General features: G+C 62.3%; 18 protein-coding genes. All 18 read right to left on the reverse strand.

Going from position 1 to position 11,961, the window contains the following annotated elements; genetic code table 11:
- Positions 1 to 9: 9 nt before the first annotated feature.
- A complete protein-coding gene (locus tag AC07NR_RS18595; RefSeq protein ID WP_226500337.1) occupies positions 10 to 534 on the reverse strand; it encodes a phage tail protein in 525 nt (174 codons plus the stop codon).
- Positions 531 to 1,703 (reverse strand): baseplate J/gp47 family protein, encoded by a 1,173-nt coding sequence (locus tag AC07NR_RS18600; protein WP_247840826.1) that lies wholly within the window; start codon positions 1,701 to 1,703, stop codon positions 531 to 533. The genes AC07NR_RS18595 and AC07NR_RS18600 overlap by 4 nt, the downstream gene beginning before the upstream one ends.
- Positions 1,700 to 2,017 (reverse strand): DUF2590 family protein, encoded by a 318-nt coding sequence (locus AC07NR_RS18605; protein WP_463390430.1) that lies wholly within the window; start codon positions 2,015 to 2,017, stop codon positions 1,700 to 1,702. Before AC07NR_RS18605 ends, AC07NR_RS18600 begins: the two co-directional genes overlap by 4 nt.
- On the reverse strand, positions 2,014 to 3,999 hold the full coding sequence (locus AC07NR_RS18610; RefSeq protein ID WP_495079120.1) for a phage tail tape measure protein: 1,986 nt from the start codon (positions 3,997 to 3,999) through the stop codon (positions 2,014 to 2,016). Before AC07NR_RS18610 ends, AC07NR_RS18605 begins: the two co-directional genes overlap by 4 nt.
- 5 nt (positions 4,000 to 4,004) lie before the next feature.
- Complete coding sequence (locus AC07NR_RS18615) at positions 4,005 to 4,145, reverse strand: DUF6890 family protein (protein ID WP_039013052.1); 141 nt, start codon at positions 4,143 to 4,145, stop codon at positions 4,005 to 4,007.
- A 23-nt stretch (positions 4,146 to 4,168) separates the two neighbouring features.
- The gene (locus AC07NR_RS18620) at positions 4,169 to 4,459 is read right to left on the reverse strand and encodes a putative phage tail assembly chaperone (protein WP_121186323.1); all 291 of its coding nucleotides are present in this window, start codon (positions 4,457 to 4,459) and stop codon (positions 4,169 to 4,171) included.
- An 8-nt stretch (positions 4,460 to 4,467) separates the two neighbouring features.
- The gene (locus AC07NR_RS18625) at positions 4,468 to 4,971 is read right to left on the reverse strand and encodes a lysis system i-spanin subunit Rz (RefSeq protein WP_463390432.1); all 504 of its coding nucleotides are present in this window, start codon (positions 4,969 to 4,971) and stop codon (positions 4,468 to 4,470) included.
- A complete protein-coding gene (locus AC07NR_RS18630; RefSeq protein WP_463390433.1) occupies positions 4,971 to 5,504 on the reverse strand; it encodes a lysozyme in 534 nt (177 codons plus the stop codon). Before AC07NR_RS18630 ends, AC07NR_RS18625 begins: the two co-directional genes overlap by 1 nt.
- On the reverse strand, positions 5,501 to 5,797 hold the full coding sequence (locus tag AC07NR_RS18635) for a hypothetical protein (protein WP_305838098.1): 297 nt from the start codon (positions 5,795 to 5,797) through the stop codon (positions 5,501 to 5,503). Before AC07NR_RS18635 ends, AC07NR_RS18630 begins: the two co-directional genes overlap by 4 nt.
- Positions 5,794 to 6,006: a TraR/DksA C4-type zinc finger protein gene (locus AC07NR_RS18640; RefSeq protein ID WP_463390435.1), complete on the reverse strand. Its 213-nt coding sequence runs from the start codon at positions 6,004 to 6,006 to the stop codon at positions 5,794 to 5,796. Before AC07NR_RS18640 ends, AC07NR_RS18635 begins: the two co-directional genes overlap by 4 nt.
- Positions 6,006 to 6,458: a phage protein gene (locus tag AC07NR_RS18645; protein WP_025111123.1), complete on the reverse strand. Its 453-nt coding sequence runs from the start codon at positions 6,456 to 6,458 to the stop codon at positions 6,006 to 6,008. The genes AC07NR_RS18640 and AC07NR_RS18645 overlap by 1 nt, the downstream gene beginning before the upstream one ends.
- A gap of 6 nt (positions 6,459 to 6,464) precedes the next feature.
- Entirely contained in the window at positions 6,465 to 7,580 is a 1,116-nt protein-coding gene (locus AC07NR_RS18650; protein WP_495079121.1) for a DUF2586 domain-containing protein, read from the reverse strand.
- 11 nt (positions 7,581 to 7,591) lie between these two features.
- Positions 7,592 to 8,275: a phage virion morphogenesis protein gene (locus AC07NR_RS18655; protein WP_239777746.1), complete on the reverse strand. Its 684-nt coding sequence runs from the start codon at positions 8,273 to 8,275 to the stop codon at positions 7,592 to 7,594.
- Positions 8,262 to 8,714, reverse strand: a complete 453-nt coding sequence (locus AC07NR_RS18660; RefSeq protein ID WP_495079122.1) for a phage tail protein — start codon at positions 8,712 to 8,714, stop codon at positions 8,262 to 8,264. The genes AC07NR_RS18655 and AC07NR_RS18660 overlap by 14 nt, the downstream gene beginning before the upstream one ends.
- The gene (locus AC07NR_RS18665; RefSeq protein WP_401277162.1) at positions 8,711 to 9,181 is read right to left on the reverse strand and encodes a head completion/stabilization protein; all 471 of its coding nucleotides are present in this window, start codon (positions 9,179 to 9,181) and stop codon (positions 8,711 to 8,713) included. Before AC07NR_RS18665 ends, AC07NR_RS18660 begins: the two co-directional genes overlap by 4 nt.
- 98 nt (positions 9,182 to 9,279) lie before the next feature.
- Positions 9,280 to 9,999: a phage terminase small subunit gene (gene gpM / locus AC07NR_RS18670; protein WP_495079123.1), complete on the reverse strand. Its 720-nt coding sequence runs from the start codon at positions 9,997 to 9,999 to the stop codon at positions 9,280 to 9,282.
- Positions 9,996 to 11,015, reverse strand: coding sequence for a phage major capsid protein, P2 family (locus tag AC07NR_RS18675; protein WP_495079124.1), 1,020 nt, complete (start codon positions 11,013 to 11,015; stop codon positions 9,996 to 9,998). The genes gpM and AC07NR_RS18675 overlap by 4 nt, the downstream gene beginning before the upstream one ends.
- A 1-nt stretch (position 11,016) precedes the next feature.
- Positions 11,017 to 11,940: a GPO family capsid scaffolding protein gene (locus tag AC07NR_RS18680; RefSeq protein ID WP_495079125.1), complete on the reverse strand. Its 924-nt coding sequence runs from the start codon at positions 11,938 to 11,940 to the stop codon at positions 11,017 to 11,019.
- Positions 11,941 to 11,961: the final 21 nt, after the last annotated feature.

The following is an 11,961-nucleotide window of genomic DNA, read 5'->3' on the forward strand; positions in this document are numbered from 1 at the left end:
AGTGCGCTCCTACAGGCTGGCGACCAGCGTTTGCTGGTCGTCGTTGAAATCGACAAGGCCCACTTGAAGGCCCACGGGGGTGATGGTTACGAAGTCGTAGCGCCGGCACGTCCGACCGTATTGCTGGATCAGCACGCGCAGCAGTTCGGGATTGAGCGACAGCTGCGCGTTGCTGAATTTCAGCAGCACCACGTCCCAATCACGGTCGGGCTGGCGTTCCTCGATCTCGACGTAGCCGACGCCCAGGCGCTCGAAAATACGTTTCATGCCGGCGGTGCTACCGGCGTCGACCGAGTTGATGAAGGCGAATTTCACCCGCAAGCGGAACAGCGATTCCGGCTCGCCGGTGAAGCGCGTCACGTCGCGCTGCCAGGCCCACAGTTCAAGGATGCTCAGGTGGCAGGTGTCGGGATCGATCTGCGAGTAAGGCCAGCGCAGCCAGCCGGTGACGGTTTCCCACCAGGACTGTGCGGCAGCGGTCAATTTCGACAGCTCGGTGCCGGCGAGCCAGAACGGCAATTTGAGCTTTATCACTTGATGTTCACCGTCAGATTTTCCAGCCGGGGAATCGACAGGCCGCTGACGATGTCGACCACGGGCGTGAATTTCACCGCCTCGATGCCGGGAAACTGTCGGTGCAGTTCTTCGGTCAGGCGACTGGTGCTAAATCTCGATTGCGGGTAAGTCAGCGTCGGCTGGTAGTCGCGAGGCGTGCTTTCGCGAAACGCGGCGCGCACAAACAGTTCAATTTCGTGCTTGAGGTCGGCGATCTGCGCCGGCGTCTGATTGGCGAAAGGCCAGACGTTTACCAGGATATTGACCAGCGTTTCAGGCATGACCATGGCCAGCAAGTCGTCGCCATGGCCGTGGTTGCCCAGGTCGCGGATATGCGCGTTGATTTGCTCCAGGTACGTCGCCGCCGGCACACCTGCATCAAACAGGATGTAGGCGTTAGCGCTGCCGGGGCCACGCGGGGCGCCGTGTTCGAAGTACACGCCGTCAGGGCGCACGCCGGGGAAGGCGGAAATCATGGCGCGATAGACCGCGTCGGTGTGCCACTGGTTGACTGCCGAAAACTGGTTACGCACGCGCAGGCGCAGCTGCTCGTTGGGTTCCGGATCTGCGCCTGGTGAATCCAACCACCCGTCTTTGTTGACCACCTGCACGATGCCAGGGATCGGCGCCGGCAGGATCGCGTAATAACCCGGCGCCAGGTTAAAACCACTGCCGGCCTCGATCGCCTCGACAGGGACGTCCAGCTGCAGCTGGCCCTGCTGGAACGTCGCCGGCGCCGTCGTGACCAGTTTGTAGACGTTCCCGTTGATCGCGGCAGACTGCACCACGATGCCCTTTTCCAGCTCCAGCACGCCGTCCGGAATGGCCCGGGTAAACAGCAATTTGCCCTTCGCCTTGGTCGCGCCCTTGCGCTCGACGTTGACCGCCCATGCGAGCGTGTCCAGCCAGGCGTCGACCGCCGTTTTCACAAAGAAATTGGGCAGCACGGTCAAGCACAGGAAGTCCAACAACCACAGCACCGGCTTGGTGACTAGCGCGGTCATCACCCGCCAGAACGGCGAATAACTACTGGTGTTGGCGACTTTCGCGCCCTGGGCTTCCACCTCTTTTTCCCAAGCAGCCTTCAAGCCTGCTTCGGTGGTCGGGATGCCAGTATCGGCAATCACCTTTTTGAAATCGACGCTCACAGACTTACCTCGATCGATCCGAATTTGATGGTTTTGGCGGTAACCAGGTACACGCCTGGCGCCTGCTCGGTGATGTGTGCCGTACCCGGCACCAGACGCACGTCGTCCTCCACCAGCAGCTCCATCTGCTGTATGCAATCACGCTGACGCAGGCGATCACGCTCGGCCACCAGCGTCACCAGCAGGCCGCTGTCGCGGATCATGTGGGCAATGTCCTGGGCGATGCAGGCGCGGTCATCGACCAGCTTGGGCTGGTTCGATGGATCAAGCGCCAGGTCGTTGTCGGCGATCAGCAAATCCACGTATTCGCTCATCCGCCCACCGCCATCGCGACCATGTTTTCCATCTCCAGCGGCGTCATCTGCTTGCCGGTGTGGATGTTCACGTTTTCCACATGCGTGCCCTTGTTCTGGCTGCTGTTGTTGTTCTGGATGCTGGTCAGCAGGCCACCAGGCGGCACCGCTGAAGGACGCGCCGGCGAAAGGCTTGGAATGGCCGCATTGATGGTCTGTTGGGCTTTCTGCGCGGCGTTGGCGGTGTCGGAAGCGCTGGCGGCCGCGTCGACGCCTGGCACTTCGGGCATACCGCCGAAACGTGCCTCGATGTTCACGCCCGGGATGCTGTTCAGCAGCTCGATCACGCCGTTTACGGCCTTGGTGAAAATACCGACGATGCTGTCCCAAGCGGCCTTGGCCATGCCCGACCAGCCGCCCATGGAGTTGAACCAGTCGGACAGTTTCTGGAACGTTTCGGCAACGGCTTGGAACGCGGCGGTGTTCATCAGGGCCGTCGTCCATTCGTCCCAGTAATAGACCGCTGCAGCGATCGCGGCGACCAGGGCAGCGATGCCGACCACGATCCACACCACCGGGTTGGCCAACAGCGCCGCGTTCACCAGCCAGATCGCGCCCTGCCACAGCAACATGGCGGCACGAATGACCGCCAGAACGGCGCTCAGCGTGTGAATCACCACCACGTAAGCCAGGATTGCCAGTTTCTGCAGGATGAACATCGCGACAGTGCGCAGGCCCATCAATTGGAAGAGTTTCCAGACGGTCAGCATGCCCAACCAGGTCATCCGCGCGATGCCCACCACCATGGTCAAGGCGGACATGGCGGCGACGATGCCCATGATCGACAGCGCAGTGATGCCGATCACGCGGGTGATGTTCGGGAACAGCTGCGACCAGCGCACCAGCGTCTTGCCAATGTCGACCATCTTGGCCATGAACGGCGACAGCACCGGGATCAGCACCTGGCCGAACACCACGCGCATGACTTCGACCAGGGACGCCCACTGCTGCCACGGATCGACCATGGCCCGCGCCATTTGCTCGGCGTTCTCCAATCCGCGCACCTTGCCCAGCTGCTCGATGCCGTTGCGCAGCCGATCAGTGTCCTTGGCCAGCGCACCGATCACCTGGGCGCCTTCGCCGCCGAAAGCCTCCATCAGCTTGGCGCCGGCGGAGGCGCTGGTCAGGTCGCCGAACTTGCCCTGGAGCTTGTCCAGGATGGTCATCATCGGCAGCATTTTTCCCTGCTGGTCGGTGAACTTCATGCCCAGCTTTTCCGAGGCGGCGCCGATGTTTTCGAAAAACGCCTTGTAGCGTCCGCCGGCGTCGCCGCCCTCCATGGTGCTGCTGAGGGTGCCGATCACCGCCATCTGCTCCGCCAGGTCGACGCCGGACGTCGTGGCGATCGCCCCGGCTTCCTTGAAGGCGTCTTTCATGGCCGCGCCGCTGGTGCGGAACAGTTGCACCGCAAGCGCCGTTTGGCCGCCGAGCTTTTCCACCCACGCGCCCTTCCCCATCGCATCGGCTTGGGACTTCTGCAGGTTGTAGAGCGTGCCGACGTACTCGCCCATCGTTTCGGCGTCGGATTTGGTGGCCTTGGCCAACAGGTTGCTGGTGTTGGTAAACGTAGCCAGCTGGTTGCCGGCAAGCCCCTTGATAGCGCCCTCGATCAGGTACGCGGACGCCACGAAGTCCTTGGCGTTCTCCCCGTAGTTCACGGCGAATTCCAGCGACTTGGCGTTGAGCGCCGACAGCGCGTCTTCAGCCACGCCCAGCGAGCGCACGTCGCCCAGGGCGCGATTGACTTCCAGCGCTGGTTCCATGGATTCGCGAATGGCGACCACGCCCGCCGTCAGCCCACCCAAGCCCAGGCCGATCGTCTTGATGTGCTTTTCGCTCTGGTCGGCAAGCTCGGAAAAGCCCATTTTCACCTTGCCCAGGGGCGCGGTGACCTTATCGGTCAGGCTCAGGATGAAAGCCAGGCTGGCGCTACGGTCTGCCAATGTCGTTACCCGTTCAGCGCAAGGGCGATGCCGTTAGCCACGGCAAACTCCATGCGTCTCCAGTGTTCGTCCTCCAGCCACTTGGCCGTACCCATTGCCTCGGGCGTGGGTTCGGCACCAGGTAGCCAGCGGTTCGTCAGGGCCATCAACTGGCCCAGGCCGTTTTCGCTCAGGCGCTCAGCGTGCTCGAGCGCTTTTTTACGATCACCTCAACGTTGGGTGCGTATTCCTCCAGCAGCGCGCCGGCCAGCTGCATCACCATCACCGGGTTGGCCAGCAGCGGTTTCAGCGTGGCCTTTTCCTCTTGCTTGACGGTGTTCATCAGCAGGTTGTGGCCCGGGGCGACCTTGTTGGTTTGGGTCAGCGCGTTGAAGTATTTGGTCACGTCAGCCGGGGTCAGGCTGAAGGTGAATTCGTTTTCGCCGACTTCCAGGGTGATTTCTGCGTTTTGTTCGTTCATTGGATGACTCACTTGTTGAGGTTGGGTGAAGGGTTGGCCAGGGGCGCCGGCGATCGCCGGCAAACGCCCATGGCGTATTGCTGCAGTCCGACGATCATTTGCCGGCTTTGGGCGAGTTGATCTCGGAGGGTGAAATAATCCTGTCGAGCGTCTGCTGCGAGTTCGGCGCGTCCTGCATCAGCCACGCGGGCGGCGCCGGCGGTAGCGGACACAGATCCGGTGGCGGGACAGGTGGCGCTGACGTACAGCCGACCAGTGCCATCGCCAATAGCGCGGCGCAGGCGTTCGTTTTCAGTGCGTGCATCGGTCAATTCCTTGGTGTTTCGTTGGTCGATCGCGTCCCGCTCGGCGAGCATTTCGCCGCTGATGCGTGCCGCTTCGCGCAGGCCGCTGGCCTCCCATTTCGCGCTGTCGCGCTCGCGCCTGGCTTCGTCGCGCTGGCGTTCCAGTACGTCAAAACCGATCCAGGCAACCAGGCACAGCACGACCAGGAACAAGGCTTCGCGCAGCATCAATAGCCCTCCGCACACAGCTGGGATTCGGCCAGCCGGCGGTTGTGCAGCCCCGGCACAAAGCGCTTCTGGCCCTTGGCGTCGGTCACAAAGGCCCATACCGGCGTCTTGCCGTCCGGCGCCCATGCCAGGGCTTTGCAGCCCTCGGCGATGCGACCGGCGTTGATGAGCGCGACCGCTCGACTGGCGCAGGTGCTGGTCACGCCGAAGTTGTGGCCGTGACTGGTCAGTGCGTCGAACGTGTTCTGGCCCGCGTTCGGGTTTGTGATGCACTCGGCCAGCTGCAGCTGCGTTTTGCGGATCACCAGCTGCTCCACCTCGGCGCACTTGGCGGGCGACCAGTAGTCTCCGACGACAACCGGGTACGGGCTGGTAAACCGGGTGATGCCTTTGCAAACCGTGGGCAGTCCGCCGGCGAGTTTGTCCGCGTAAACGGTGTTCTGGCCGTTGCCTTCCCAGGTGCCCAGGAAGATCACCAAGGGGGCGCTGGCCAGCGCGATCAAACCGGCGGTGATACGTCCGCGTAGGCTCATGGGAACCACACGCGCAGCAGTGCCGGCACGACCATCTGCAGCACTGCACCGACCAACGTCAGAATCGTGAGCAAGCGCCCGACCTTGGAACCGATCACGTTCACGGCGACCGTCAGTTTTTGCTGGCCCTTGTTCAGCTCTACCAACTGGCTGGCCAGATGTTCGAACTGCTGTTCCAGCTTGGAAACTCGTGTGGGCACGGTTTCGTGGCGGTCTTCCAGATCGCCCAGCCGGTGTTCGAAGACGGCAAATCTCTGTTCCAGCGCGGCAAGGCGCCCGGATTCAGTGGTCATCGGCGTTTACTCTTTTCAAAGCCCGTCTGGCACGGGACACACCGCTTAATGCCGCCCAGCGCCTGACGCGCCGGCGGGATTTCTTTGTCGCAGTCCTGGCAATGGGTCAGGCTTGGCCCGACCGGCGCAGGCTTGCTCAGCTGGGCCTTGATCGCCTGGTCACGTTGGCGCTGCTCCAGCTCCTGGGCACGATCGAACCAGTCCACCATCAGCGCAGCCCCTCGATCTCGGTCGCAGCCAGGTACGGCACGCCGTTGATGTGGATGAAATCCGGGCTGGTGACGTCGAACGGAACCTTGTGTTTGGATTTCTCGCCGCCCTTCGGATCGATCGCCAGCAGGCTGGACAGCTTCACCTTGCAGCCGAAGGCTTCCACCCGCAGTTCCTCGTCTTCGCCGGCCTTGGCGAAGAACACTGCATCGAAGGGTTTGAGGCCTCGGAAGCTGCCCGCCGAGCGCGCTGCGTCGATCAGCAGATTGAAGTTGGTGGTATCCAGCTCGAATTCGCCGGCAGCGGCCACGTCACCGTCCACGGTGCCGTCTGGCACGCCCCGGGTTTGGGCCACTGCAGAGTTGTCGGTGATATCCAAAGTGCAGCTTTCGACGTGCAGCGCGATATCGCCCAGGCTCACGTCAAAGTTCTTGCCGCCAATCTTCGCCATGGGGCGTTACTCCTGTTTGTCGGTGGAAAGATCCAACGCGATGTTCGCGGTCAGGTCTTTCGGGCAGTTGTGGGGCTTGAGCTTGATGTAGGCCGCGACCTTGGTTTTCGTCTCCCAGGTCAGCACCAGGTCGCCGTCCTTCGGCGGCTCGATGTCGCCCGGGAAAACCTGCCCCGCGAACGTGGTGGACTTGGCCATGGCGCGCAGCGGCGCCATCAACTGGTTGGTGTTGACGGCCATGCTGTTGGGGGTGTTGTTCAGGCGGCGATCGGCCACGCGGCGAATCAGCAGCGGGCGGATCTGGCGAGCGGCCTTGTCGGTGATGCGCAGGTATTCCACGACCTGAAAGTCACTGCCGGCGGTGTCCAGCATGTTGCCGTCGCCCCAGTACACGCCCGGGTAATCGGGATAAGTCTGCGAAACCGAGTAGCGCGCTCGATCCAGTTCACTGCGCACAGCCGAGGTCAGCGGGACTTTGTCGCCATCGATCGGGACAGGGCCGAGGCCCAGCACGGCACCGGTGGCCACACGCATGGGGCTGTCAGCGATGCTCACAGAAGCGTTGGCCAAGCGACCGGCCAGCACGCCCAAGTCATTGCCATGCAGTTGCGGCACGACCAGCACACGCGGCGCCGCCAGATTGGCCAGCAGCCCTTTGCGCTCGCTGACGTACTGCGCCCAGGTCTGTTCGGCGGTGATGCCAGGCACGGACGCCATGACGAACACGCGGCGCCCGTAGGTGTTGTTCAGGGCGATCGCCGCGTCATGCATGGCCGACAATTCAGCGGCAGTGGTGACCGGGTTGGTAATCACCACGGCTTCGACGGAGTAGCCCTGTTGCTGGGCCTTTTCCAATGCGCTGGCCCAATCGCCCTCGGCGCCGATCGGAGCCGCCACGCACGCCCAGCGTTGGCCACCATTGAGCTGGGCGGCGGTGATTTGGGTTTTCAGGTCGCTTGCCGGGACGCCCAGTTGGACGTCCAGGTCGCTGTCCATGTTCAGCGGCAGGATCTGCCCGACGTTCTTGCCGGCGGGGCCGATGAAAAGAAAGTAACGCTCAATCTCGCTCACTGGCCCCTGGCCCAGATTGAGATTGTCGACGGTGACTTGACCGAGTGCCATGCAGTGCCTCGTTAGCGGGGTGAATTAAGGATTTGTTGCAACACCTGGTTAATCAGCAGGTTGGTGTCGCGATCGGAGTTAACGCCGATGAACTGACGCTTCGGCAGGGTGATTTCCCAGCTCTGCGCGCCCGAAGACTCGCTGCGCTGGTCGTCCAGGATGCGGATCAGCAAGCCCGCCTTGGCGTAGTTCACATGCTCCTGAATCCACGCCACCGACGGCCTGGTCAGGCTCTTTTTGCCAGCCTGGCGCACGCGAAAGCCCAGCCGACGCAGGCGCTTGGCTTGCTTTTCGGTGGCCGCAAGTCCCGGCGGGGTCTTGTTCCAGCGGCGCATCTGCGCGGCGGTGCGGCGTTCACTGACGCCGTTGTGTTGCTGGGCGGCGACCCATCGGGTCAGGGCGTTTTTCCAGCCCAGTTCCGCTTCATCAGCGGTCAGTCGAGTGACCACCATCAGCTTGGCCAGACCGGCTTCCATCTTCTTTTTGCCCTTGCCGTCGCCCTGGCGCGGAGCGAACGCCGAGCCGTCAAGGTTCTGCTGGGCACGCTGACGTTTGCGGCTCATCGTCCGCACGCGCTTGGTGACCTGGTTCAACAACCGGCGGCGCAATTGGGGCGGCATGGCCAGCAACGCCAGTTGCTCGCGCACGCCCAGGCGACCCAGTACGTCGAGTTCGAACGTGCTACGCCCCGCCATTGGTGGCCACCTCGCCATGCTCAGCGACCCACAGGTCAAACGGGATGAACGCCCAGGTCTTGCCGAAGGCCTCGACTTCGCCGTCCGGATCTTCGGAGAGGTACTGCGGTTCAACGAATTCCAGCGTGACTTCCACGTCGAATAGGTCGGTGTCGACCGGCTCCACGGTGAATTCCGGCGCCGGCAGTTCGTGGCGGTCGCGATCGGCGTCGTGGCTTTCCAGCCAACTGCCGACCAGGGCCATCAGGCGCGCCGGATGATCCGCGAAACGCTCCATGACGATTGCGGCGCGATAATGCATGTCCGCGAAGTGCATGCCGCCGACGTCGGGTTTCCAGATCAGCGACAGCCTTACCTGCTCGGTGAAACTGTCGAGTTGTTCAGGCTCGACCAGGCGCCGTTCCAGCAGGTAGGCGGTCAACGCCTGCAGCTTGGTCATAGCAACTTCGCCGTGATGCGGCCACGGCCCTGCAGGGCGCGCACGGCTTGCTGACTGAATGCCAGGAACGCGTCTTCACGCTCCGGCGCTTCCTTGCCGGTGTTCTCGGCGCTCTCGCGACGGGTCACGGTGGGGAACTGCTGCAGGGCGCTGGCCTTGGCGCGGCAGTAAACGGCGCGCTTGTAGAGCATGGCCTTGTGCGCGTAAGCCCAACCCGTAGGGGTGGCAATGTCTGTCACAGAAACCAGGTCTGATACGCCGCTGTCCTGCAGGACGGCTTTCACGGCAGCCAGATCGGTATTGACCTCGAACATCGCAATGGCGAGGGCGTCGGTCAGCAGGTCGCCCAGGAACTCCGCCGGCAGGCGATAGCCCTTCTGGAACTCGGCCACGGAGAGGTTCGGCCAGAAGCCGTCGTTCTCGATCGCCTGTTCCACGATGGTGGTGGGTTTCCCGGAAAAGCTCATTGCTGACCGCTCGAATTAGGGCGGGGAGACTGTTTCTCGTGGGGCTGTCCATGAATGGCAGACACACGTCCACAGTTCCCCGCTGGGGGGGTAGTCGGTTATTGGGCGCCGGTGACGGCGGGTGTTTGTTTGGCGATCGCTTTGCGGCATTTCGCAATGCGCGTCTCGTTGCCGGCCTTCGCGTACAGCTCGGTGGAACGCTCCAGGTGCTTGAGCGCGGTTTCCCACTGCTCGGCCTCCATGGCGCGCATGCCGATCAACTTGTGGAACTTGCTCGGGATCTGTTCGGGCAGATCCCATTCACCGTCGACGCGCGGCAGCAGGTCGGACAGGTAGGGTTCCGGACTGCGCTCCGCGTTGTACTCGCGGAAAGCCCAGTCGATCACCGCGTCAGCGACGAACGTCTGCACGTTGCGCTTGAAGCGCTCCGGCATTTCTTGCCCCTGCCCGATCGCGAAGTCCGCCAGTTCCAGTCCGTCTTCGAACTGCTCGGTGTCGAACAGCCAGACCATCACCTGCACCAGGACGGGGTTCTGCATCACCAGGCCCGAGTCCATGTAGCGCTGGATGAAATCCTGGTACTTGGGCAGCAGTTCCTCACGCTTGAGTGCCTGGCGACCAGCCAGTCCCTTGATCGCGCTCAGGCGCTCCAGGTCTTGAGCCATTGCCGCTTCCTGCAGTTGCAGATGCTTTTTGGCATTGGCCGGACTGCTCAGGGCTTCCGCCGGCGAATACGCCAGCGGTGCCGCTGCAGCGGCGATCACTGCAGCGCTTCCCAGGGCCAAAGTGCGGCGCTTGTGGGCAAGGGCCAGGCTCATGCGACCAGCTCGACGTTTTCGGTCAGGGCGATTTTCTCCAGCTGCTCGATCACGTAGCCCTCATTGCGGCTGTTGTAATCCTCGACACGGGAGCGTTTCGGGTTGTCCACGGTTTGCTTGCGCCAACTGGTGTCTTGGAAGTAGATCGACAGGTTGTCCCAGCTGGTGACCAGCACAGCGTTGACCGGGAAATTTGGCACGCTGAAGGCCGGCATGCCGCCATAGGTGGCGATCACCTGGGCGTCCTCGATCCGCTCTTTCTCGGTTGGAGTGTCGCCTTGTTTGGTGTAGAGCTTGGCCTTGTCGGCGGCCAACAGATCCGTGCCGATAATGGCGACCAAATCGCCGTCCTCACGCAGGATCTCGTCCACCATCTGTTTGGTGTCATGGACCAGCGCGTCAAGGTTCGCGTAGTCGCCACCTGCGCCCAGGGTGACCTTGCCAGCGGTTTTTCCTTCCTTGAGCACCTGTTGCGGTGCTTGCTCGCGCAATTGCTGCAGCCAGCCTTTGTTTACGTCCTGCAGTTTCGGGTTAGCGCCCAGGTCTGTTTGCGGTGCCGCGTGGGTGCCGTGGAAACCAATAACAATTCGATCCTGCGCGATTCGCTTTTGAACGGCCGCTGAATAGCGTTCTTGGAAGTCGGAAAACTTCGCCCAGGCGTCGATCTTGGCGTAAGGCAAACCGACGTCAGACTGAGTATCGGCTAGCTCATAGGTGGTGTTGTCCAGCGCCGAGGCATCTTTCGCTTCGCGGTCGGTGGTCTTGGTGTTGGTGCGGCCGGTGACTGGGCCGTTAACACCGATGAACACCTTTTCGCCCTTGATTTCGCTGACCGGGACGACGTTGATACGCTCCAAGAAATCAGCTTTGGCGGTGATGGCGTCGTTGAGTTCTTGCGCGATCGAAGGCTCGACGCTGAACATACGGCTGGATTGATCAACACCGTAACTTTCAGCGATCGCCGCCTGCAGTTCGGAATACTTCTTTGCGCCGTTGGCGCTCAGTGGCTGAGCCATATCAGAGCACCCGCACTTTGGATTTGTCGGCGGCGCCGGTGGTGCGCGGCAATTGGCGACCGGCAGGGGTGTTTTTCAGTGCGGTGAATTGCTTCTGCAGGCCAGCCAACGCCGCCAGCACGGCCTTGTTGCCGGCGCCGTTGCGCTTGAACTCGCGTTCTTCCTCGGCAGTGGTGACGATTTCGTCTACTGCAGCGCTGACGTCATCGATCGGGGCCTGGTCGGGTTCTGGTGCTTCTTCGGCTGCAGGCTCGATCACGGCCTGAATGCCGGCAGCGACGACCAGCAGCTGGGCCAGCAGGGCTTTCAAGGCCGTTGCGGTAGCTTCATCCATTGGGGGTTTGCTCTCGGTTGGGGTTTGCGGAGTGGTTTCGGTGGGCGTGTCTTCGATGCCGAAGCGCTTGAACATGCGGGTGAACATCGTGGCGAGCCGCCCGATCTCGCCCTGCGGCTCGGTTTCGCTGAATGAGCCAAGCTCGTGGGAGGCGGCGTAATACGAATCGCGGCTGGTTCGGCTGGAGAAGTAGAGTTCCTGAGTGCCGACGCTGGCCGGTTCGTCAGTGACCGCGATGCCGGTCATGTAGGCTTTGCCACGGCCCCGGAAATTCGGCTTGATCTCGATGCTGGTAAACAGCTTTTCGCCGGCGTCGTTCAAGCGAAGCAACTTGTCATTGGGCTTCAGTTGCGCCTCAAGGGCGACTTGCCCCGGCTCCAGGTCATCGCCTTCCTCAACCAGGCGCACGTTGGCAACGGTGCCGAACGAGCCGAACCAGCGATCGTGCTCACACCAGATAACGGCGGTGTACAAAGACGACGCATAGGTCTCGGCGATGTCGCGCAGTTCCTGGGGCAGGATTTCGCGGCCATCGACGGTCGGGCCGCTGGTGGCAACACGTTTCCAGTAGGAGACAAGGGAACGGGGCATAGTGGGTGACTGCGCTCAATC

This window comes from Pseudomonas sp. GW821-FHT09C09 (genome assembly GCF_059418105.1).